We start from the raw sequence: 22,106 nt of genomic DNA on the forward strand, positions 1-22,106 counted from the left end.
GCGTGCAACTGCCTATGCCACTCTCGAACCTGCTGACCGAATTATTTGAGGATATCGACAAGCCAGTCATTCTCTGGCAAGCCGGCATCATTCTTGTTTGTCTGGCAGTCGGTTGGGGATTGGCGCGGCTGTTGCGCACGGCGTTCGCCAGGCCGGAGGAAGGGTCCAGCAGCGTGGTGCAAGTGGGGGTGGCGCGCTTCAGCTATGTGCTCACGCCCCTGCTGATTGCCGGCTTGCTGGCCATTGCCAAGCTGGTCGCCCTGCCTTACCTGGGCAACATCAAACTGCTGCGCGTGGCGCTGCCACTAGTCGCCTCGGTGGCCGTAATCCGCACTGTGTTTTATTTGCTGCGGCGCGCGTTCGCGCGGCGCGGGCCGCTGGGCGCGGCGCTGGTCACGTTCGAAAAAATCATTTCGCTGCTGGTGTGGCTGGCGCTGGCCATGTATCTGACCGGTTTGTGGGTGGAGGTGCTGCACTATCTGAATACCACCACTCTGCCGATCGGCAAGAACCACGTGTCGCTTGAGGCGATCTTGCAGGGCGCTGTCTCGGTCGTGATCCTGGTGATGCTGGCCGTGTGGGCCGGCGCCGCGCTGGAAGAGCGCCTGATGGGCGTGGCCGGTCTGCATCCTTCGCTGCGGGTGGTGATGGCGCGCATGGGCAAGTCGATCCTGATCGTGGTGTCGGTGCTGCTCAGTTTGTCGCTGGTGGGCATCGACCTGACCGTGCTGTCGGTGTTTGGCGGCGCGCTGGGCGTCGGCCTTGGTCTTGGTCTGCAAAAAATCGCCAGCAATTATGTGTCGGGTTTTGTCATTCTGCTCGAACGCAGTCTGGCCATTGGCGACATGATCACGGTCGATAAATTCAGCGGCAAGGTCACCCAGATCAATACCCGTTACACCGTCTTGCAAGGCCTGGATGGGACCGAAACCGTGATTCCGAACGAGATGCTTATTTCTGGTCCTGTGCAGAATTTGTCACTGACCAGCCGGCAAGTTCGGGTTGCCACGCAATTGACGGTGGCCTTCGATACGGACCTGGCCAAATTGATGCCGCAAATCGTGGAAGTGTGTCTGGGCGTGGAGCGCGTGCTGCACGATCCCGAACCAGCAGTGGTGCTGAAAAACTTTGGCGCCGATGGGTTTGAACTTGATGTGGGCATGTGGATTCAGGATCCGGAAAACGGTCGCGGTGGATTGTTGTCGGAAGTGAATCTTGGAATATGGTCCTTGTTGCAACGTGAGGGCGTAAGCTTGCCATATCCAACAAGAGACTTGCGTATTGCTGATCCTAAACTATCAACATTGCTTGAAACGATTGCGGCAAAACAGTGAAATGAATCGCTCACGCTGTGCCGCGTGGCACTAGATCAGCGTAAAATAGAAGGGTTCCTCGGTTCCATTTTTGCATGGCGATCGAGCGCGATTGCAAGCCCTCTATTGGAGTAGTAATGAATTTGTTAAGTTCGGTTATCGACTTCCTCATCAACGGCATCGTGGGTCTCACCGCGTGGCAAGTCGTAATCTATACCCTGGTCGTTACGCACATCACGATCGCCAGCGTCACCATTTATTTGCACCGCCATCAAGCGCACCGCGCGCTCGATCTGCACGCCATCCCGAGTCATTTCTTCCGTTTCTGGCTGTGGCTGACCACCGGCCAGGTCACCAAAGAGTGGGCTGCGATTCACCGCAAGCACCACGCCAAATGCGACACCGAAGAAGATCCGCACAGCCCCGTCACGCGCGGCATTCGCAAAGTGCTGTTTGAAGGCGCGGAACTGTACCGCGCGGAATCGAAGAACCAGGAAACCATGGACAAGTATGGCCACGGTACGCCGGACGACTGGATCGAACGCAATCTTTACACCCGTTTCAGCTGGCAAGGCGTGATGGCGCTGCTGGTGGTCAACTTCATGCTGTTTGGCGTGATTGGCGTGACCATCTGGGCCATTCAAATGATGTGGATTCCGATTACCGCCGCCGGCATCATCAATGGCATTGGCCACTACTGGGGTTATCGCAATTACGATTGCGCCGATGCGGCCACCAATATCATCCCGTTCGGCATTCTGATCGGCGGCGAAGAGCTGCATAATAATCACCACACCTTTGCCACCTCGGCCAAGCTGTCGTCGCAATGGTACGAGTTCGATATTGGCTACTTCTATATCCGCGTGCTGGAAACTTTCAAGATGGCCAAGGTCAAGAAGCTGGCGCCGAAGCCGGCCTTTGAGGAAGGCAAGACGGTGGCCGATCTGGACACGCTGCAGTCCGTCATTGCCAACCGCTATGACGTGATGGCCAAGTACGCCAAGTCGTTCAAGCATGCATGGCGCGAAGAAGTGGCGCATCTGAAGACCAAGGCCGAGCTGGAAGCGCGCTTCCTGAAGTCGTCGCGCAAGCTGCTGCAGCGCGAGCCGGGCAAGCTGGAAGCGTCGCACAAGCAACAGCTGGTGGAACTCTTCCAGCACAGCAAGGCGTTGGAAACCATGCACCAGATGCGGGTCGAGCTCGGTGCAATCTGGGAACGTTCGCACTTCACGCGCGACCAGTTGCTGCAACAGTTGCAAGACTGGTGCGCGCGTGCGGAAGCTTCCGGCATCAAGTCGCTGCAAGAGTTTTCGATGCGGCTGCGCAGTTACGCATAAGCTCAGATCGGTTCAAGCGGCTCCTTCGGGAGCCGTTTTTGTTTGAAGAGGAAGTGGCTTGGAAACGACGTCGATTCTATTTGTTTGTATGGGCAATATCTGCCGGTCGCCCACGGCCGAAGGCGTATTTCGCGCACTGGCTGCACAGGCCGGTATGGCCGAGCGGCTGCACATCGATTCGGCTGGTACCCACGCTTACCATGTGGGCAGCAAGCCCGATCCGCGCTCGACCGAGTATGCGGCCCGCCGTGGCATTGACTTGTCGAGCCAGCGTGCGCGCCAGGTGGTGCCGGCCGACTTCGTCCATTTCGACCGCATCTATGCCATGGACAAGGATAATCTGGAGCGGCTGCGGGTGGCTTGTCCAGCCGAGCACCGCCACAAACTGGGGCTGTTCATGCAGTTTGCGCAGCACAGCGATGCCGAGGTCGTTCCCGACCCGTACTATGGCGGGGCACAGGGCTTTGATTTGGTGCTCGACTATATCGAGGATGCCTCCTCAGGCTTACTCGCTGAACTCGCAGCGTAAGTCTTCCGTGTAATAACAAAAAAGCCGCGCACTTGCGTGGGCGGCTTTTTCTGGTACAGAACGCGAAGATCGATTACTTGATCTTGGTTTCTTTGTACATGACGTGCTTACGTGCCTTAGGATCAAACTTCATGATCTCCATTTTGGCAGGCATCGTGCGCTTGTTCTTGTCGGTGGTGTAGAAGTGACCCGTACCTGCGGTCGATTCCAGCTTGATTTTGTCGCGGCCAGTTTTTGCCATGATAGCTCCCTAATTAAACTTTTTCGCCACGGGCGCGCATGTCAGCCAAAACGGCATCGATGCCGACTTTGTCAATGACGCGCAGACCGGCGTTGGACAGACGCAGGGAGACCCAGCGGTTTTCCGATTCTACATAGATACGACGGTTCTGCAGGTTAGGCAGGAAACGACGTTTCGTTTTGTTGTTAGCGTGGGAGACGTTGTTACCAACCATCGGGCCCTTGCCAGTTACTTGGCAAACACGTGCCATAGCGCACTCCTAAGAAAATATCCAAACTTGGAAAAACGAGAGTATAGCGCGAAAACAATCAGACAATCAATGACTTATGAAAAACAATTGTGTCTTATGAATATCTCATCATTTAACAATTGTGTCCTGCAGTTGCCGAAGGGGAACCCGTATGGTCGTGGCGGCGCCCTTACAGCAGAGCGGGAAATCAGCATACCCATGGGCGACGGCGCGAGCGACCACGCCACGGGCGCAGCTTGTTTGGACTTGGCTACCTTGCGCTGTGGACCTGGGGCAGTTGACGCGATCCGCATCACAGCTGGCCGTGCTCGGCAAATGAATGCACATGGGTGCCGGCAACCACAAAATGGTCGAGCACGCGCACGTCAACCAGGGCCAATGCCTGCACCAGCGTCCGTGTGAGCAGTAAATCGGCTTCGCTGGGCTCGGGAGAGCCGGACGGATGATTGTGGGCCAGCATCACGCTGGCGGCGTTGCGGGCCAGTGCAGCCTTGACCACTTCGCGCGGATAAACGCTGGTATGGGTGAGGGTGCCGCGAAACATTTCCTCGCAGGCGAGCAGGCGGTTTTTGACGTCGAGGAACAACACGCTGAAGGATTCGTGCGCTTGGCGGCCCAGGTCCAGGCGAAGATAGTCACGCACCGCCTGAGGCGAGCCCAGTGCGCAGCCTTGTTGCAGCTGCTCGCCGAGCGCGCGCCGGGCCAGCTCCAGTACCGCTTGCAACTGCGCATACTTTGCCGGCCCCAGGCCATGCACGGCTGACATTTGCTGACAATTGGCAGCAAACAGCGCTTGCAGCGAGCCAAAGTGGGCGAGCAGGGCGCGTCCCAATTCGACCGCATTCATGCCCCGGACGCCCACGCGCAGGAACAGCGCCAGCAATTCTGGATCGGACAGGGCGGCTGCGCCGTCCCGGATCAGCCGTTCACGCGGCCGTTGCTGATCCGGCCAGTCCTTGATCGCCATGGGCGCTTCCCTCCCCGATGTGGTGAGGCAGTATCGGGGATGCTGGCTTGGCGCGTACTGATCCGGCTGCTGTTTTTACAGGGAACCAAACCAGTGTTGCCGGATCAGTTCAAATCGACGGCTTGCTTTCGAGCTTGTCGATGCCTTTTCCCATGCGGCGTGCCGTCAGCGCCATCACGGCAGCCAAACCGAACAGTACCGGTGTCAACGGTTCGGGTATCTGGGTTGGCGTGCTTGCAGTCATCGAATCGATGCTGCCGTTCACCTGCAATTGGTCGCCGCTTACCAGGTCGACGAAGTTGATCCAAAAATAGGCATACCGCAGTGTCAGTAATTCGCTGCTGCCTGGGACATGCCCGTCGTGCAATGTCCCCGCTGGGAAGGCCCAGGTAATGCCGATGTGTTTGACAAACCGTGTGTCGTAATCATAGTTATACATACTGGTGCTGTCGCCGAACCATTGGTCATCGACAAAAAACTCGGCGCCCGACTTGGACTGGGCACCCACGCCGTTTCTGGTGCTGCGAATGACGGTCCCCGACGTTTCGGCAGGCGCGTTATAGCGCAGGAAAAAGCCGTCCGGTGTGCCGGGGTCTTGTTGCAACGGTCCTAGCGGGGGATTGTCGTCATAATAGAAATTGCCCTGGAATACGTCCTGCATTTGCACGAGTGCGCCTGGGAAGGTGCTGCTACTCACTTGCACGACGGAATTTGTCCTCATCGTGAACAGCGACATATAGTTGATGCTACCCGTAAACGAAAACGCCACTGGCGTGGCACCTGCCGATGCGGCGGAAATTGGCAAAATACATGCAACGCACAGGCGGAGCAATGGCAAAATTTTCAAGATGGTTTCCTTAATGGCGGGGTTGAGTTGCACAAAAAGAAATTACTATACTCGCATTCTTTCTTGGGCGAAATACATATTTGTTAGGCATGCTTGCGGTGGGGAACGCATTAGCAGCTGGGGCAGGCCAGCGGCCTGCATTTTGCATCGCATCGCAGGCCGAGCGTCCTGGATGGGCGGGGCCGCGCGTCGCCCAACGCGGTACAATATCGGTTTGCACGCTTTCATTTGAACTATGTCCAACGCAACACCTGCCGTCGTTACGCCCTCGGCCTACCTTACCCTGCATTACCGCCTCGCCACGGCTGACGGTACGGATCTGATCACGACCTTTGCCGGCAACCCGGCCACGCTCATGCTCGGTCAAGGCCAGTTGGCGCCGTTCCTGGAAGAAGTGCTGCTGGGCATGCCCGAGGGCGACCACCAGACTTTCCACCTGGCGCCAGGCAAGGCCTTTGGCGAGCGCAATCCGGAACTGGTACGCGATGTGACACGTGCTACGCTGGAAGAAAATACCGCACCCGGCACGGAATACCGCGTGGGCGACCTGGTCGACTTTGCCGCACCCGGTGGCGGCCGCTTTGCCGGCGTGCTGCGCGAACTGCGCGCGGACGCTGCCACCTTCGACTTCAACCACCCGCTGGCCGGACAGGCCCTGCAGTTCGAAGTCAAACTGATTTCGGTGTTGTAAAGGATTAAATATGAGCGACATTCTCCTGGCCCAGCCGCGCGGTTTCTGCGCCGGCGTCGACCGCGCGATCGAAATCGTCGAGCGCGCCCTCCAGCAATTTGGTGCACCAATCTATGTGCGGCACGAAATCGTGCACAACGCCTACGTGGTGGAAGACTTGCGCAACAAGGGCGCGATCTTCATCGAAGAACTGGAAGATGTTCCTGCCGGCAACACCTTGGTGTTTTCCGCCCACGGCGTATCAAAGGCGGTGCGGGCAGAAGCGGAAGCGCGCGGCCTGACCATTTTTGATGCCACCTGTCCACTGGTCACCAAGGTGCACGTGGAAGTGGCCAAGATGCGCCGCCAGGGCTGCGAAATCATCATGATCGGCCACGACGGTCACCCGGAAGTTGAAGGCACCATGGGCCAGACCGAAGAAGGCATGCATCTGGTGGAAACCATTGAAGATGTGGCCAAGCTGCAGGTCGCCAATCCGGAGTCGCTGGCTTATGTGTCGCAAACCACGCTGTCGGTGGACGACACGGCGGACATTATTGCCGCCATCAAGGCCAAGTATCCGAACGTGATCGAGCCGAAGAAGGGCGACATCTGTTACGCCACCACCAACCGTCAGGAAGCCGTCAAGTTCATGGCGCCCCAGGTCGACGTCGTTATCGTGGTCGGCAGCCCCAACAGTTCGAACTCGAACCGCCTGCGCGAAGTGGCGCAGAAGAAGGGCACGCCGGCCTACATGGTCGACAATGCCTCGCAGATCGATCCCCAGTGGCTGGTGGGCATGCTGCGCATTGGCGTGACGGCCGGCGCCTCGGCCCCGGAAGTGCTGGTCCAGGCTGTTATTGACCGTCTCAAGGAGCTGGGCGCGCGCAGCGTGCGGGCACTGGAAGGGGTGGAAGAACATGTGACCTTCCCGCTGCCAAAAGGCCTCGATGGCATCAAGGCGGGCACTGTCTAGTGCAAGTGCTGGTTTGAGGCAAATTTAAATTTGGCACAGTTGTTATTTTCCGATATTAGTTTTTACGAAACCTCGCTATGATGGCGACGCTCGGATTTTTTGTCGCCTTGACACATGTACATATGGCAAGGCGGTGTGCGGTTGCAGTAGAACCAAGAAACAAGGAGCGGCACTACGGGGTTTTCCCCGGGTGCCGTTTTTGTTAAGAACGACATAAAAGAGGCCTGCAAAACCATGGATACTTTTATCCAACAAATTATCAATGGCCTGGTGCTGGGCAGTATGTACGCACTGGTCGCCCTGGGCTACACGATGGTGTACGGCGTGTTAAACCTCATTAATTTTGCCCACGGTGACGTGCTGATGATCGGCGCCATGGTGGGCTTGTCGATTCTCAAACTGCTGGACGCGCTCGTGCCCGGCTTGCCAGGCTACCTGAGCCTGATGATTGCCATCATTGGCGCGATTCCTGTCTGCATGCTGGTCAACGTGATCATCGAGCGGGTCGCTTACCGCCGCCTGCGCAACGCGCCGCGGCTGGCGCCCTTGATTACCGCCATCGGCGTGTCCTATCTGTTGACCACGGGTGCCATGATCATCTGGGGCCGCAGTCCACTGTCCTTCCCGCAATTGCTTTCGAGCGAACCGATCGCCATTGGCGGCGCCGTCATCTCGCAAACGCAGGTGCTGCTGCTGGCGCTGGCCTTGCTGTCGATGGGCGGACTGGTCCTGCTGGTCGAAAAAACCAAGATGGGCCGCGCCATGCGCGCCACGGCGGAAAATCCGCGGGTTGCCGGCCTGATGGGCGTTGACTCCAATAAAGTGATTGTCTACACCTTCGCGATTGGTGCGGCGCTGGCTGCCGTCGCCGGGGTGATGTGGGGCGCCAATTATTCCTCGATTCAGTTTGCGATGGGCTTCCTGCCTGGCTTGAAGGCCTTCTCGGCAGCGGTGCTCGGCGGCATCGGCAACATTTACGGCGCCATGATTGGCGGCATTGTGCTGGGCTTGATCGAAGCGCTGGGCGCCGGCTATATCGGCGATGCAACTGGCGGCTTCCTCGGCAGCCACTACCAGGACATCTTTGCCTTCGTGGTGCTGATCCTGGTACTGACCGTGCGGCCATCCGGCATCATGGGTGAACGCGTGGCCGACCGCGCCTGAACGAGACAAGGACCATCATGCGACTCCTCTCCTTCGACTTTGAACACGACAAGAAGCGCGCCCGTGCCAGCATGGCGTTCGTGCTCATCGGCCTGCTGATCTTCCCGTTTGTGGCCCAGAATTTCGGCAATTCCTGGGTACGTATCGTGGACATGGCGCTGCTGTACATCATGCTGGCGCTGGGCCTCAATATCGTGGTCGGCTTTGCCGGCTTGCTGGACCTTGGCTATATCGCCTTCTTTGCCGTTGGCGCCTACATGACAGGTCTGCTGGCCTCACCGCAATTTGCCGCCTTGCTTGAATCGGTGGTCTACGCCTATCCGGTGCTCGGTGAATGGCTGGTGGCCGTCATGGGGCCCGAAATTCGCGAGACCGGCATTCACCTGTCGGTGTGGCTGATTGTGCCGCTGGCGGCAGCGACCGCCGGTTTCTTTGGCGCACTGCTGGGCGCGCCAACGCTGAAACTGCGTGGTGACTACCTGGCCATTGTCACGCTGGGCTTTGGTGAAATCATTCGCATTTTCATGAACAACCTGAATGATCCGATCAATTTCACCAACGGGCCGCAGGGGATCAATCTGATCGATCCGATCCGCATTTTCGGTGTGTCGCTGGGCGGCGAAGCCGGTTCCAAGGCCACCGTCATGATTGGCAGCTACGGCATGCCATCGGTGAATGCCTATTACTTCCTGTTCCTGGCCCTGTGCGCCGCGGTCGTGTTTGTCACGGCGCGCCTGCAGCACTCGCGCCTGGGCCGTGCCTGGGTGGCGATCCGCGAAGACGAGATCGCGGCCAAGGCCATGGGCATCAATACCCGCAACGTGAAACTGCTGGCGTTCACCATGGGCGCCTCATTTGGCGGCGTGGCCGGGGCCATGTTCGCCTCGTTCCAGGGCTTTGTATCGCCGGAATCGTTCTCGCTGACGGAATCGATTGTGGTGCTGGCCATGGTGGTGCTGGGCGGTATCGGCCACATTCCGGGTGTGATCCTGGGCGGCCTGATCCTGGCGGCCTTGCCTGAAGTACTGCGCCACACGGCCGAACCAGTCCAGATGGCCCTGTTCGGCAAGGTACTGATCGAATCCGAAGTGATCCGCCAGCTACTGTACGGCGGTGCCCTGGTTGGTGTCATGTTGAATAAACCGGCTGGCCTGTGGCCGGCGCCGAAACATGAAGACCGGCCCGATGCGGCCGAAGTCAACAAGGCCGAGACCTTCCCGGTCGCCTGAGGAATCACCATGACTGAACCGATTATTCTGAACATCGCCGGCGTCAACAAGCGCTTCGGCGGCTTGCAAGCGCTGACCAATGTCGGCCTGAAGATCACCCGCGGCCAGATCTACGGTTTGATCGGCCCCAACGGCGCCGGCAAAACCACTTTCTTTAACGTCATTACCGGCCTGTACCAGCCAGACACGGGCACCTTTGAGCTGGCTGGCAAGCCGTATTCGCCTTCGGCGCCGCATGCCGTGGCCAAGGCGGGCATTGCCCGTACCTTCCAGAACATTCGCCTGTTTGGCGAAATGACGGCGCTGGAAAACGTGATGGTCGGTTGCCATGTGCGTACCAAGCAAGGCGTGTTTGGCGCCGTGTTCCGCCACAAGGCGGCGCGCATCGAAGAAGCGGCGATTCGCGCCCGTGCCCAGGAATTGCTCGACTTCGTCGGCATTGGCGCCTTTGCCAAGCGCACCTCGAAATTTTTGTCCTATGGCGATCAGCGCCGGCTCGAAATCGCGCGCGCCCTGGCCACCGATCCGCAATTGCTGGCCCTGGACGAGCCGGCAGCCGGCATGAACGCGACCGAGAAACTGGCCCTGCGCGAATTGCTGGTCAAGATTAAAAACGAAGGCAAGACCGTGCTGCTGATCGAGCACGATGTGAAATTGATGATGGGTCTGTGCGATCGCATCAGCGTGCTGGAATACGGCAAATTGATTGCCGAAGGCTTGCCCGCTGAAATCCAGGCGAATCCGGCCGTGATCGAAGCCTACCTGGGAGGGGCGCACTGATGGACACCATTCTGAAAATCCAGGGTTTGAAGGTCGCCTACGGCGGCATCAAGGCCGTCAAAGGGATCGATCTGGAAGTGGGCAAAGGCGAGCTGGTCACCTTGATCGGGGCCAACGGCGCCGGCAAGACCACCACCCTCAAGGCCATTACCGGCACTTTGCCGCCGTGTTCGCTCGAAGGCATCATTGCCTACAAGGGCGAATCGCTCAAGACCACGAAATCGTTCGAAATGGTTCAGCGCAAGCTGGCCATGGTGCCGGAAGGGCGCGGGGTCTTTACCCGTATGACGATTGAAGAAAACCTGTTGATGGGCGCTTACACGCGCAACGACAAGGCTGCGATCGCGCAGGACATCGAGAAGTGGTTCACGGTCTTCCCGCGCCTGAAAGAGCGGGCATCGCAACTGGCGGGTACCTTGTCCGGCGGCGAACAGCAGATGCTGGCCATGGCGCGTGCATTGATGAGCCATCCGGAATTGCTGCTGCTCGACGAGCCATCGATGGGCCTGTCGCCCATCATGGTGGAAAAAATCTTTGAAGTGATTCGTGACGTGCACAAGCAGGGCATCACCATTCTGCTGGTCGAGCAGAACGCCAAGCTGTCGCTGCAGGCAGCCGACCGTGGTTACGTGATGGATTCGGGCGCGATCATCATGAGCGGCAATGCCGACGACATGCTGCACGATCCGCGCGTCAAAGCCGCTTACCTTGGCGAATAAAGCAGGGTGCAGACGTAAAAAAACCGCAGCCGAAGCTGCGGTTTTTTATTGGAGCCGCTGCAATTACTTGCGGGCTGCCTTTGGTACGGCGCTTTGCGCAGCTTGCGAGAACTGGCTCACAGCGGCGTTAACGTTGGTTTCAACGGCTTCCAGCGCCTGCTTGGCGGTCTTGCTCATTTGCTCGTAGCCTGCGTTGGCGTTGCCGATGGTGGCCTTGATGACCGACACCACGTTTTCCGAACCGGCTGGGGCATTCTTGGTGACTTCGTCGACCAGGGAGATGACCTTGCGGTTGGTTTCAGCGATTTGCTCTTCAGCAGCGCGGGTGAATTCAGCTTGGGTACCGGCAGCGATGGCAGCAACTTGACGGCCATACGACAGCGCTTTTTCAGCCGTTGGCTGGGCCTGGGCAGCGGTCAGCGAGAAGAATTCTTGTGGATCTTTGGCAGCCAGCAACTGACGGGTCGCAGCCGACGATTCGTCCAGCGACGCTTTGGCGGCGGTCAGATTCAGTTCCACCAGCTTTTCCATGCCTTCAAACGCTTTGGAAGTCAGCGACGAGAAAATGGCGAATTGCGATTCGAAGTTGGCTTTGGTGGCGTTCGAAAACTGCTCAGGGATTGCAAACATGTATGTTCTCCAGTATGTGTAGTTCGTTATGACAGGTGACCGGTGAAGCGAAAGTTGAAACTTTTCAGGCTGACGATCCATTGTGCAGCGCAACAGAACCCATTTTACGGAGTTTTGATGTCGAGTCAAGCGAATTTTGTGCAGTGCACCAAAAGTCTCTCCCACGACGCCAGCGGGGCGCCGTGCTAGACTCGCGGCTCCTTTCCGCTGAGCACATGATGCATCACAATACGGCTCGCCAGCCTCCGTTTCTATTGATCAATGTCAAACAATCACCATAAAAATGTTGCGACGCGACAATCCTTGAGCTGGCGCTCGCCCGTGCCCGCCTTCTTTGTCCTGCTGTGGAGCACCGGATTTATCGTCGCCAAATTCGGCCTGCCGTACGCGCCCCCGCTGACCTTTCTGATCTTGCGCTGCGGCGCTGTGCTGCTGGTGCTGTTGCCGATCGTGCTGGCTTGCCGTGCGCCCTGGCCGCGTGGCAAGATCGGCCACATTGCGTTTGCCGGCGTGTTGCTGCAAGCCGGTTACCTGACCGGGGTCTGGTGCGCCATCAAGCTGGGCATGCCAGCCGGGATCACCGCCCTCATTGTGGGCATGCAGCCCATCCTGACCGCTGCGTGTGCGCCCCTGATTGGCGAGCGCGTGCGTGCTCTCCAGTGGCTGGGGCTGGTGTTTGGCCTGGCCGGCGTGGCCCTGGTGGTGCATGCGAAAATGTCGCTCAATGGCCTGTCGCTGCCAGCCATCGGCTTTTGCGTGCTGGCCTTGTTGTGCATTACCGCAGGCACCATGTACCAGCGCCGCTATTGCCCGCAGTTCGATTTGCGCACCGGTACCGTGATTCAATTCGGCGCCACCGTCGCCGTCTTGCTGCCGCTGGCCCTGCATTTCGAACAGCTGGATCCGGCCTTGTCGGCGGTGCAATGGACGCCGCACTTCCTTGGCGCCTTGCTGTGGTCGGTTCTGGCCTTGTCGATCGGCGCGATTTTCTTGCTGTTTACTTTATTGCGGCGTAGCGCCGCCACCGAAGTGACCAGCCTGATGTATCTGACGCCGCCCACCACTGCGCTGATGGCCTGGCTGATGTTCGGCGAAGCGTTCACCTTGGCAGGCGCGGCAGGCATGGCGCTGGCGGTGCTCGGTGTATTTTGTGTCGTGAAAAAATAGGAGCGTTTCCCCATGATCGAAAGTTCGCAACAGCAAGCCGTCGACGCTGCCATTACCAGCCGCCGTTCGATCCGGGCCTTTTTGCCCAAGCCGGTCGCGCGGGAAGACATCGAAGCGATTCTCGCGGTGGCCGCGCGCGCGCCATCGGGCACCAACACCCAGCCATGGAAAGTCACGGTACTCACCGGCGCCGCCAAGGACCGCCTGGCCGACGCGATTGGGGCCGTGCATGCCGACCCGGCCGCAGCCGCGCAGCATGTGGAGGAGTACGCTTACTATCCGCGCGAATGGTGCTCGCCCTATATTGACCGGCGCCGCAAGGTGGGCTGGGATCTGTACGCCCTGCTGGGGCTGGGACGCGACAACAAGGCTGGTATGGCCGCCCAGCATGGCCGCAATTACCGCTTCTTCGATGCGCCCGTTGGTCTGATCTTTACCATCGACCGCATCATGGAGCAGGGCTCCTGGCTGGACTACGGCATGTTCTTGCAAAACATCATGGTGGCGGCACGCGGACGCGGCCTCGACACTTGTCCGCAAGCCGCGTTCACGCAATACCATCGCATCATCAGTGCCGAGCTGGGATTGCCTTCCGAACAAATGGTGGTGTGCGGTATGGCGCTTGGCTACGCCGATCCCGACAAGATTGAAAACACGCTGGTGACCGCACGCGAGCCAGTCGCGGGCTTCGCCCGCTTTATCGAATAGGCGTACACTGTTCCAAGGCAACCAATGCCAGGTGTTAGCGTTGCGCAGCCACAAAAAAACACGCGCGAGTTGGCGTGCGCGCGTTTGCGATCGGCGATCGTTTTGCTACACTGCACTAAAGGTAGGACCAGCCTGCTGTAAAGGATTTCCAGATGTATAAGCTTGTCTTGGGTGCTTTTGTTTCTTTGCTGTTTGCGCTGTCGCCGCCTGCACAGGCGCGCGCCGAGCACGGTGCCAAAGTGACAAAAACCAAGAAGTCACACGCCAGTCCGATCTTCAAGCAGCGTGCGGCTAAGGGGCGCACGCGCGCCGCTGCCAGCAATCAAGTGGTCCGCCGCACCATTGTGGTCAACGGCAAGCGCAAGGTGGTCTACCAGCGCGTGATCGTCGCGCGTAGTTACGCCGAACCCGTGCGCATGAGCGAGGGCGATCGCGCTGGTTTAAACCTCACGCGCGATCCGCTTGACCTCAAATCCAGCGTGGCCCTGGTCCTCGATCAAAGCAATGCCGAAGTGCTGTTTGAAAAGAACGCGAACGTGGCTTTGCCCATTGCCTCCATCACCAAAATGATGACGGGCCTGATCGTGGTGGAAGCTGGCCTGGACATGGATGAAATCCTGACCGTCACCGAAGACGATGTCGATCACGAAAAATTCAGCAGTTCGCGTTTGCAGGTGGGCAGCAAAATGACGCGTGCCAATTTGCTGCATATCGCTCTGATGAGTTCCGAGAACCGCGCTGCCGCCGCGCTGGCGCGCAACTATCCGGGCGGGGTGCCGGCCTTTGTGGATGCCATGAATACCAAGGCGCGCGAGCTGGGCATGAACGACACGCGCTACGTGGATTCAAGCGGCTTGTCGAGCAGGAATGTGGCCACCGCGCGCGACCTGGCCAAGCTCGTCATGGCCGCGTACGAACAGCCGCTGCTGCGCGAATACTCGACCGATCCGAAAGCCACCGTCAACGCCGGCAAGCGCATGATGAACTACCACAACACCAACTATCTGGTGGCGATGCCGGACTGGGAAATTGGTCTGCAAAAGACCGGCTTTATCAATGAAGCCGGGCGCTGCCTGATGATGCAAGCCGTCATTCAGGGACGGGCCGTGATCATGGTGTTTCTGGACTCCAAAGGCAAGCAGTCGCGCACGGCCGATGCAGGCCGCGTGCGGCGCTGGCTGGAGGCGTTCACCACGCCGCCGATGTTGAATGAGCCCTTGTTAGAGCGGACCGGTGTAACCCAGGGTGGCTGAAATCTGACTGGCCGTGCCAATCAAATCTTCCAGCCATTCTTCCTGCAGGCGGTCGGCCGGGGCTGAAATCGACAAGCCCGCCACCAGTTTGCCCGAGTCGTCATGGATGCCTGCCGCCATGCAGCGCACGCCCAGTTCCAGCTCCTCGTTGTCGCGTGCGTAACCGCGTGTGCGCACCAGGCTCAGCTCGCGTTCGAGCTTGGCCAGATCCGTGATCGAATTCTTGTTGTGCCCGGCCAGGCCGGTGCGCGTGGCATACGCGCGGATGGCCTTCGGTTCATCGACCGACAAAAACAGCTTGCCGGTCGAAGTCAGATGCAGCGGGCCGCGTCCGCCAATGGCGCGCACCACCTGCATGCCCGAGCGCTCTGAAAAAGCCCGGTCGATATAAACGATTTCATCGCCCTGGCGTACTGACAGGTTGATGGTTTGCTGCGTTTTTTTGTGCAAGGCGCGCATGAAGTCGAGCGCCGCTTCGCGTACGGACAGCCGGCTCTTGACCACGTTGCCCAGTTCCAGCAGTCGCATGCCCAGGCGATAGGTGCCGGGTTCGACCCGGTCGACAAAGCGCGTGATGACCATGTCATTGAGGATGCGGTGCGCGGTCGACGGATGCAGGCCCGACACTTTGGACAATTCCTTGAGGCTCACCGGATCGGTGTAATTGGCCAGCGCATCGAGCAGGGCGACCATGCGTTCGATCACCTGGATCGAGGTTTTTGGTGCTTCGACGGATTCGATTTTCATAATGTGGTTGGTGCGGTGCAGTATATTTTCCTTACTTTATACCATAATGCGGAAAGGGTTGGCAATTTCCGTGTGGTGGACACCACTTTTGTGGCTCTGCGCGCAGGGGCCGGGCATAATGCGGCATCCAAGCAAATTGAAAGAGCGATATGAGCGAACCCGTCAGTGAATTCAAGAGCAAGAGCGGTCTGCAGCGCATTCTGCCCGCCATGTTTTACGCCTTTGCCGGCCTGAAATCTGCCTGGCAAAATGAGCATGCCTTCCGCCAGGAACTGGTGGTGGTGGTGATTGGCACCGTGATTGCGCTTGCGCTGCCGATCTCCGCGTTCCAGAAGCTGTTTTTGATTGGCGTACTGGTGTTTGTGCTGATTGTCGAATTGTTCAATTCGGCCATTGAAGCAGTGGTCGACCGCATCTCGCTGGAACGTCATCCGCTCTCGAAAAACGCCAAGGACATGGGCAGCGCGGCCGTGTTTCTGGCCGTGTGCCTGGCTGCTGCCTGCTGGGCGGTGGTGTTGTTCAACCGCTTTTATTGACGCCAGCGGCCGCTGCGCCGCTCTGCGCATAAGCAAAGAAGAAAGCATTCGTTCGCTTTCGCCGTGCCCGCCCGTATGCTGTGATCACAGGAGGCGGGCATGGCCATTCAACTTTTCCCCGATTTTCACGTCATCATCGTGCCTGGACTGCATGACAGCAGCCCGGCGCATTGGCAAAGCCGCTGGCACGCGCGCCAGCCAGCGTTTTCGCGCGTACGCCAGGACGATTGGGACCACCCCAACCTGGTGACCTGGGCCGCGCGCCTGGGGCAGGTTCGGGCACGCGATCCGCGCCCGGCCTTGCTGATTGCGCACAGCTTCGGCTGCCTGACTGCCGTGCACAGCATCGCGCGCGACAGTGCCAACGTGGCGGGCGCGCTGCTGGTGGCGCCTGCCGACCCCGACAAATTTGGCGTGGCCGACATGCTGACGGCGCTGCCGCTGGGCTGCCCATCGCTGGTGGTTGCCAGCAGCAATGACCCCTGGATGCGCGCCAGCAAAGCGGCCCTGTGGGCGCAGCGCTGGGACAGCGAACTGGTCGAAGCAGGCCCGCTTGGCCACATCAACGCCGACTCCGGCCTGGGCGACTGGGCTGCCGGCCAGGACCTCTTGCACCGGCTGGCGGAAAAGGCGCACAATGAACGGCTGGCATTTTCGGCATGATTAACAGCCAAACCACTTTTTTATTCCACGGAGATGACGATGACTTTACGCCTGGGCGATACCGCCCCTGATTTCGAGCAGGATTCCTCGCAAGGCCCGATCAAGTTCCACCAATGGGCGGGTGACTCGTGGGTCGTGCTGTTTTCGCACCCGGCCGATTTTACGCCCGTGTGCACGACGGAACTGGGACTGACGGCCAAGCTGAAACCGGAGTTCGACAAGCGCAACGTGAAGGCAATTGCCCTGTCGGTCGACCCGGCTGATACCCACAAAACCTGGATCAGCGACATCGAAGACACGCAAAAGACCGTCGTGGGTTTCCCCATCATTGCCGACGCTGACAAAAAAGTCGCCACGCTGTACGACATGATCCACCCGGAACAATCGGCCACAGCCACCGTGCGCTCGCTGTTCGTGATCGATCCGAATAAAAAGATCCGCCTCACCATCACCTATCCGATGAGCACGGGCCGCAATTTCGACGAAGTGTTGCGTGTCATCGACGCCCTGCAACTGACCGACAAGCATACCGTGGCCACCCCGGGCAACTGGAAAGATGGCGACGATGTCATCATTCCGCTGACCATCCAGGATCCGGAAGTGATCAAGCAAAAGTATCCAAAAGGCTTCACGGCAGCGCGTCCTTACCTGCGCCTGACGCCGCAGCCGAACAAGTAAAACGCATAGCGCGCATAAGCAAATAAGGTTTCTGTTGTTTGCTTTCATGCTGAGCCCCCTTACGCTGACGCTTACTTTGGGGGCGTCTGCATGCTTTTTACATATATTATTTCCGGGTTCGGGGTCGGACTGCTAGTCGGCATGACCGGCGTGGGCGGCGGCTCGCTGATGACGCCGCTGCTGACCCTGCTGTTCGGCATCAACCCCTCGGTGGCGGTGGGCACTGACCTCGCGTTCGCCTCCATCACCAAGACTGCCGGCACCTTCACTCACCGCCTGCGCGGCACCGTACGCTGGGATATCGTCAAATTGCTGTGCATTGGCGCCCTGCCAGCAGCCGTGGCAACCGCGCTGGCGCTCAAGCAGTTCGGCGCGCTGGACGCCGGCATCGGGCAAATCATCCGCTATTCGATTGCCGGCTCGGTCCTGCTGACGGTGGTAGCGCTGCTGTTCAAAGGAAAAATGCTGGCCTGGCTGAATGCCCACCCGGAAAAACATTTGCAGGGACGCAGCCTGAGCGCGGCCACCATCGTTGCCGGCCTGGTGCTGGGCACCCTGGTGACTGTCTCTTCGATCGGCGCCGGCGCCATTGGTGCCACCTTGCTGGTCATGCTGTATCCGCGCCTGTCGGCAGCGGAAGTGGCCGGTACCGACATCGCCTACGCGGTACCCCTGACCGCGATTGCCGCCTTCGGCCACTGGTGGCTGGGCTCGATCAACTGGGAATTGCTTGCCATGCTGCTGATCGGCTCGGTTCCTGGCATCACGCTGGGCTCCTGGATGGCGCGCGCCGTCCCCGAGCGGGTGCTGCGGGCACTGCTGGCGATGACGCTGACGGCGGTCGCTGCCAAACTGATCTATTGACAGCCGCTCATATCATTTCTCGTCTAACCAAATAAGAAATAGTTCGTTTTCTTTATGAGTTCAGGGTGAGATTATGCGACCTCTTAGATAAAAATGTAATAAGAGGGCTGCATGTCTCCGAAACCACCCCCGCAGCGCGCGCCATACCGGGTTATGCCCGGCTTTGGCCTGTCGCTGGGGTTCACGATTTTCTATCTGGCGCTGATCGTCCTGATCCCGCTGTCCGCCGTGTTCCTGAAGACCTTCACCATGACCTGGGAAGCTTTCTGGAGCGCCGTGACGTCGGAACGCGTGATGGCCTCGTACCGGCTCAGCTTTGGGGCATCGCTGATTGCCGCGACCATCAACGTGTTTTTTGGCGGCATCGTCGCGTGGGTGCTGGTGCGCTATAAATTTCCGGGCAAACGCCTGATTGACGCCTTGGTCGACTTGCCCTTTGCCCTGCCTACGGCTGTGGCGGGCATCACGCTGACCGCCTTGTATTCAAGTAACGGCTGGATCGGCCAGTACCTGGAAAAATTCGGCTGGAAAGTCGCGTTCACGCCGGTGGGCGTGGTGGTGGCGCTGACTTTCATTGGCTTGCCCTTCGTGGTGCGCACGGTGCAGCCTGTGCTGGAAGACGCCGAACGCGAACTGGAAGAAGCGGCAGCCAGCCTGGGCGCCAATTCCTTACAGACCTTTGTGCGCATCATCTTCCCATCGATCATGCCGGCCATGCTGACCGGCTTTGCGCTGGCGTTTGCGCGTGCCACAGGCGAATACGGTTCGGTCATTTTCATCGCCGGCAACATGCCGATGGTGTCGGAGATCACGCCCCTGTTCATTATCACCAAGCTGGAGCAGTACGACTACGCCGGTGCGACCGCAATTGCCGTGGTCATGCTGATCGCGTCCTTCTTGTTGCTGTTGACGATTAACTTGCTGCAGGCCTGGACCCGCAAACGGTCAGGTAAATGATGAGCGCACAATTCAAAAAATCCGGCGCGGTGCTGGAGCCGGCCTGGGTTCGCATCGTTCTCGTCACCATCGCACTGGCGTTTCTGACGCTGTTCCTGTTCGTGCCGCTGGTGGCCGTGTTTGCCGAAGCATTCAAGAAGGGCTGGCAAGCATACGTGGCCGCGATTGTCGATCCGGACGCCATCTCCGCCATCAAGCTGACGCTGATTGCGGCCGGCATTTCGGTGCCATTGAACCTGGTGTTCGGGGTCAGCGCGGCCTGGGCGGTGGCCAAGTTCGAGTTCCGCGGCAAGAGCATTCTGCTGACCCTGATCGACTTGCCGTTTTCGGTCTCGCCTGTGATCTCCGGCCTGATCTACGTGCTCATGTTCGGCGCCCAGGGCTGGTTTGGTCCCTGGCTGCAGGCGCATGACATCAAGATCCTGTTTGCCGTGCCGGGCATTGTGCTGGCCACCGTCTTCATCACCTTCCCGTTTGTGGCGCGCGAACTGATCCCGCTGATGCAATCGCAGGGCAATGAAGAGGAAGAGGCGGCGCTGGTGCTGGGCGCCTCGGGCTGGGATACCTTCCGCCGCGTGACGCTGCCGAACATCAAGTGGGGCCTGCTGTACGGCGTCATTCTGTGTAATGCGCGTGCCATGGGCGAATTTGGCGCGGTGTCGGTGGTGTCGGGCCATATCCGCGGCGAGACCAATACCATGCCGCTCCAGGTCGAAATCCTCTACAACGAATACAACTTTGCGGCGGCGTTTGCGGTTGCCTCGCTGCTGGCGCTGCTGGCCCTGGTGACACTGGCCATCAAATCATTTGTCGAATGGCGTTTGCACACGGTTGATCCGGTCGAAGCCGAAGCACGAGCAATGGAGCACTAATCATGACAATCGAAGTCAAGAACATCAACAAACGATTCGGCGATTTCGTCGCGCTCGATAATGTGTCGCTCCAGTTCCCCACGGGTGAACTGACCGCGCTGCTGGGGCCTTCAGGCTGCGGCAAGACCACGCTGCTGCGCATCATCGCGGGCCTTGAGCATCCGGATTCCGGCCAGGTGCTGCTGGACGCGAACGATGCATCGGCCCGTCACGTGCGCGAACGCCAGGTGGGCTTCGTGTTCCAGCACTATGCGCTGTTCAAACACATGACCGTGTTCGAGAACGTCGCCTTCGGCCTGCGCGTCAAGCCACGCAAGGAGCGTCCGTCAGAACTGGAAATCAAGCAGAAGGTGCACGACCTGCTTGGCCTGGTGCAGCTGGACTGGCTGGCTGACCGCTATCCGCCGCAGCTGTCGGGTGGACAGCGCCAGCGTATCGCCCTGGCGCGCGCCCTGGCGGTGGAGCCGCGCGTGCTGCTGCTGGACGAACCGTTTGGTGCGCTCGACGCCAAGGTGCGCAAGGAACTGCGGCGCTGGCTGCGCCGCCTGCACGACGACCTGCACGTCACCTCCATCTTCGTGACCCACGACCAGGAAGAAGCGCTGGAAGTGGCCGACCAGGTGGTCCTGATGAACAAGGGGAAGGTCGAGCAGCTGGGCGCGCCCGGCGACGTGTACAACAATCCCGCCTCGCCGTTCGTGTACGGCTTCCTGGGGAACGTGAACCTGTTCCACGGCCGCGTGCACGAAGGGGTGCTGGCCAGCGGCGACGCCAGCTTCACCGTGCCTGATCACGCGCAGGTCCAGGATGGCAAAGGCATCGCGTATGTGCGCCCGCACGACCTGGATATTGACCGCTATGTCGCCGGCGGCGAGGGCATCGTCGTCAAGCTGCGCCGCGCACATGCGATTGGCCCGCTGGCCCAGCTCGACCTGGAACGCGCCGACAATGCGGAGCTGATCGAAGCGGTCATTCCGAATGAGCGCTTTAGCCAGTTGCAGGTACGCGAAGGCGACACGCTGCTGGTGCGCCCGCGCCGGATGCACGTGTTTGTCGACCAGGGTGCAGCGATATGAACTTCCAACAATTGCGCTCGATTCGCGAAACGGCGCGCCGCGGCTATAACCTGACCGAAGTGGCCAATGCCTTATTCACCTCGCAGCCAGGCGTGAGCCGCCAGATCCGCGAACTGGAAGATGAACTGGGTGTGGTCATCTTCGAACGCAATGGCAAGCGCCTGACGGGCCTGACCGAGCCAGGCAAGGGCATCCTCAAGATCATCGACAAGCTGCTGGTGGAAGCGGAAAACCTGCAGCAGGCCAGCCAGGATTACGCGGGCCAGAACAGCGGCACGCTGACCATTGCCGCGACCCACACGCAGGCGCGCTATGCGCTGCCCAAGGTGGTGCAATCGTTCCGCGCCGATTTTCCCGATGTGCGCATCGCCCTGCAGCAAAGCGCGCCAGATCACATTGCGGAGTGGGTCCTGTCGGGCAAGGCCGATATTGGCATTGCGACCGAGGGCTTGTCGCAGTTCCCGGATCTGGTGTCCTTCCCCTGCTATCGCTGGAGCCACCTGGTGGTGGTGCCGGACGGGCACGCGCTGCTCGGCAAGTCGCCGATCAAGCTGGAAGATCTGGCGGACTTCCCTTTGATTACTTATGACGTGGGCTTTACGGGGCGCGGCCATATTGATGCGGCGTTTGCGGCGGCAGGGGTGAAGACCGATATTGTGCTGACCGCGATGGATTCGGACGTCATCAAGCAGTATGTGTCGCTGGGACTGGGCGTGGGGATTGTGGCGTCGATGGCGTTTGATCATGGGCGCGACAAGGGTTTGCGCGCGATTGAAGCGTCACACCTGTTTGCGCCGAACGTGACGCGGCTGGCTGTGCGGCGTGGGGCTTATCTGCGCGAGTATGCGTATCGCTTCATTTCGCAGTTTGCGCCGGAGCTGAAACGGGCAGAAATTGAAGCTGCCGTAAACGCAGAAGGATAGCCGCAACACC

The 22,106-nt window shown here is 59.4% G+C and carries 26 protein-coding genes; 20 read left to right on the plus strand and 6 right to left on the minus strand.

The features are described from left to right. The first annotated feature begins 2 nt into the window (after window positions 1-2). The 3 genes from BUC24_RS02050 to BUC24_RS02060 all read left to right on the plus strand — a co-directional run bounded on the left by BUC24_RS02050 (window position 3) and on the right by BUC24_RS02060 (window position 3,179). On the plus strand, window positions 3-1,334 hold the full coding sequence (locus tag BUC24_RS02050) for a mechanosensitive ion channel family protein (RefSeq protein WP_229447967.1): 1,332 nt from the start codon (window positions 3-5) through the stop codon (window positions 1,332-1,334). 116 nt (window positions 1,335-1,450) lie between these two features. After that, window positions 1,451-2,650, plus strand: a complete 1,200-nt coding sequence (locus tag BUC24_RS02055) for a DesA family fatty acid desaturase (RefSeq protein ID WP_073212416.1) — start codon at window positions 1,451-1,453, stop codon at window positions 2,648-2,650. A 58-nt stretch (window positions 2,651-2,708) separates the two neighbouring features. After that, a complete protein-coding gene (locus BUC24_RS02060; RefSeq protein ID WP_267873466.1) occupies window positions 2,709-3,179 on the plus strand; it encodes a low molecular weight protein-tyrosine-phosphatase in 471 nt (156 codons plus the stop codon). 73 nt (window positions 3,180-3,252) lie between these two features. On the opposite strand, the gene rpmG is transcribed toward BUC24_RS02060, so the two are convergent. The 4 genes from rpmG to BUC24_RS02080 form a co-directional block, all read right to left on the minus strand. Next, window positions 3,253-3,423 (minus strand): 50S ribosomal protein L33, encoded by a 171-nt coding sequence (gene rpmG / locus BUC24_RS02065; RefSeq protein ID WP_197422130.1) that lies wholly within the window; start codon window positions 3,421-3,423, stop codon window positions 3,253-3,255. 10 nt (window positions 3,424-3,433) lie between these two features. Beyond that, on the minus strand, window positions 3,434-3,670 hold the full coding sequence (gene rpmB / locus BUC24_RS02070) for a 50S ribosomal protein L28 (protein ID WP_073212418.1): 237 nt from the start codon (window positions 3,668-3,670) through the stop codon (window positions 3,434-3,436). A 292-nt stretch (window positions 3,671-3,962) separates the two neighbouring features. Beyond that, window positions 3,963-4,637, minus strand: a complete 675-nt coding sequence (gene radC, locus BUC24_RS02075) for a RadC family protein (RefSeq protein ID WP_073212419.1) — start codon at window positions 4,635-4,637, stop codon at window positions 3,963-3,965. A 109-nt stretch (window positions 4,638-4,746) separates the two neighbouring features. Then, window positions 4,747-5,484, minus strand: a complete 738-nt coding sequence (locus BUC24_RS02080) for a hypothetical protein (RefSeq protein WP_073212420.1) — start codon at window positions 5,482-5,484, stop codon at window positions 4,747-4,749. Window positions 5,485-5,719: 235 nt separating this feature from the next. On the opposite strand from BUC24_RS02080, the gene BUC24_RS02085 reads away from it, so the two are divergent. The 6 genes from BUC24_RS02085 (at window position 5,720) to BUC24_RS02110 (ending at window position 11,022) form a co-directional block, all read left to right on the plus strand. Beyond that, window positions 5,720-6,175, plus strand: coding sequence for an FKBP-type peptidyl-prolyl cis-trans isomerase (locus BUC24_RS02085; protein ID WP_073212421.1), 456 nt, complete (start codon window positions 5,720-5,722; stop codon window positions 6,173-6,175). A 10-nt stretch (window positions 6,176-6,185) separates the two neighbouring features. After that, complete coding sequence (gene ispH, locus BUC24_RS02090; RefSeq protein ID WP_073212422.1) at window positions 6,186-7,130, plus strand: 4-hydroxy-3-methylbut-2-enyl diphosphate reductase; 945 nt, start codon at window positions 6,186-6,188, stop codon at window positions 7,128-7,130. A 234-nt stretch (window positions 7,131-7,364) separates the two neighbouring features. Continuing rightward, a complete protein-coding gene (locus BUC24_RS02095) occupies window positions 7,365-8,294 on the plus strand; it encodes a branched-chain amino acid ABC transporter permease (protein WP_073212423.1) in 930 nt (309 codons plus the stop codon). A 17-nt stretch (window positions 8,295-8,311) separates the two neighbouring features. Further along, complete coding sequence (locus tag BUC24_RS02100) at window positions 8,312-9,523, plus strand: branched-chain amino acid ABC transporter permease (protein ID WP_073212424.1); 1,212 nt, start codon at window positions 8,312-8,314, stop codon at window positions 9,521-9,523. A gap of 9 nt (window positions 9,524-9,532) precedes the next feature. After that, window positions 9,533-10,303: an ABC transporter ATP-binding protein gene (locus BUC24_RS02105; RefSeq protein WP_073212425.1), complete on the plus strand. Its 771-nt coding sequence runs from the start codon at window positions 9,533-9,535 to the stop codon at window positions 10,301-10,303. Beyond that, the gene (locus BUC24_RS02110; RefSeq protein ID WP_073212426.1) at window positions 10,300-11,022 is read left to right on the plus strand and encodes an ABC transporter ATP-binding protein; all 723 of its coding nucleotides are present in this window, start codon (window positions 10,300-10,302) and stop codon (window positions 11,020-11,022) included. The genes BUC24_RS02105 and BUC24_RS02110 overlap by 4 nt, the downstream gene beginning before the upstream one ends. A 63-nt stretch (window positions 11,023-11,085) precedes the next feature. Here BUC24_RS02110 and phaP read toward each other — a convergent pair whose 3' ends face one another. Next, the gene (phaP, locus tag BUC24_RS02115; protein WP_073212427.1) at window positions 11,086-11,652 is read right to left on the minus strand and encodes a TIGR01841 family phasin; all 567 of its coding nucleotides are present in this window, start codon (window positions 11,650-11,652) and stop codon (window positions 11,086-11,088) included. A gap of 261 nt (window positions 11,653-11,913) precedes the next feature. On the opposite strand from phaP, the gene BUC24_RS02120 reads away from it, so the two are divergent. From BUC24_RS02120 to pbpG, 3 genes are all read left to right on the plus strand, one after another. Continuing rightward, on the plus strand, window positions 11,914-12,819 hold the full coding sequence (locus BUC24_RS02120; protein ID WP_073212428.1) for a DMT family transporter: 906 nt from the start codon (window positions 11,914-11,916) through the stop codon (window positions 12,817-12,819). Window positions 12,820-12,831: 12 nt separating this feature from the next. Then, complete coding sequence (locus BUC24_RS02125) at window positions 12,832-13,527, plus strand: nitroreductase (protein WP_073212429.1); 696 nt, start codon at window positions 12,832-12,834, stop codon at window positions 13,525-13,527. Between the two features lie 152 nt (window positions 13,528-13,679). Next, a complete protein-coding gene (pbpG, locus tag BUC24_RS02130) occupies window positions 13,680-14,780 on the plus strand; it encodes a D-alanyl-D-alanine endopeptidase (protein WP_073212430.1) in 1,101 nt (366 codons plus the stop codon). On the opposite strand, the gene BUC24_RS02135 is transcribed toward pbpG, so the two are convergent. Further along, window positions 14,748-15,527 carry an IclR family transcriptional regulator gene (locus BUC24_RS02135; protein WP_073212431.1) on the minus strand — a complete coding sequence of 260 codons (780 nt, stop codon included), beginning with the start codon at window positions 15,525-15,527 and terminating at the stop codon, window positions 14,748-14,750. The genes pbpG and BUC24_RS02135 overlap by 33 nt on opposite strands. A gap of 149 nt (window positions 15,528-15,676) precedes the next feature. Here BUC24_RS02135 and BUC24_RS02140 point away from each other — a divergent pair, with 149 nt between their 5' ends. The 8 genes from BUC24_RS02140 to BUC24_RS02175 all read left to right on the plus strand — a co-directional run bounded on the left by BUC24_RS02140 (window position 15,677) and on the right by BUC24_RS02175 (window position 22,096). Beyond that, a complete protein-coding gene (locus tag BUC24_RS02140) occupies window positions 15,677-16,063 on the plus strand; it encodes a diacylglycerol kinase (RefSeq protein WP_073212432.1) in 387 nt (128 codons plus the stop codon). A gap of 99 nt (window positions 16,064-16,162) precedes the next feature. After that, window positions 16,163-16,726 carry an RBBP9/YdeN family alpha/beta hydrolase gene (locus BUC24_RS02145; protein WP_073212433.1) on the plus strand — a complete coding sequence of 188 codons (564 nt, stop codon included), beginning with the start codon at window positions 16,163-16,165 and terminating at the stop codon, window positions 16,724-16,726. Between the two features lie 39 nt (window positions 16,727-16,765). Further along, the gene (locus BUC24_RS02150; RefSeq protein WP_073212434.1) at window positions 16,766-17,404 is read left to right on the plus strand and encodes a peroxiredoxin; all 639 of its coding nucleotides are present in this window, start codon (window positions 16,766-16,768) and stop codon (window positions 17,402-17,404) included. Window positions 17,405-17,494: 90 nt separating this feature from the next. Then, window positions 17,495-18,268: a sulfite exporter TauE/SafE family protein gene (locus tag BUC24_RS02155; RefSeq protein WP_073212435.1), complete on the plus strand. Its 774-nt coding sequence runs from the start codon at window positions 17,495-17,497 to the stop codon at window positions 18,266-18,268. 111 nt (window positions 18,269-18,379) lie between these two features. Next, window positions 18,380-19,225, plus strand: a complete 846-nt coding sequence (cysT, locus tag BUC24_RS02160) for a sulfate ABC transporter permease subunit CysT (RefSeq protein WP_073212436.1) — start codon at window positions 18,380-18,382, stop codon at window positions 19,223-19,225. Continuing rightward, window positions 19,225-20,097, plus strand: coding sequence for a sulfate ABC transporter permease subunit CysW (gene cysW, locus BUC24_RS02165; RefSeq protein ID WP_073212437.1), 873 nt, complete (start codon window positions 19,225-19,227; stop codon window positions 20,095-20,097). The genes cysT and cysW overlap by 1 nt, the downstream gene beginning before the upstream one ends. Window positions 20,098-20,099: 2 nt before the next feature. Further along, window positions 20,100-21,173: a sulfate/molybdate ABC transporter ATP-binding protein gene (locus BUC24_RS02170; protein WP_073212438.1), complete on the plus strand. Its 1,074-nt coding sequence runs from the start codon at window positions 20,100-20,102 to the stop codon at window positions 21,171-21,173. Further along, window positions 21,170-22,096, plus strand: a complete 927-nt coding sequence (locus tag BUC24_RS02175; RefSeq protein WP_073212439.1) for a CysB family HTH-type transcriptional regulator — start codon at window positions 21,170-21,172, stop codon at window positions 22,094-22,096. Before BUC24_RS02170 ends, BUC24_RS02175 begins: the two co-directional genes overlap by 4 nt. Window positions 22,097-22,106: the final 10 nt, after the last annotated feature.

Source organism: Massilia sp. CF038, assembly GCF_900129765.1.
Lineage (GTDB): Bacteria > Pseudomonadota > Gammaproteobacteria > Burkholderiales > Burkholderiaceae_D > Telluria_A.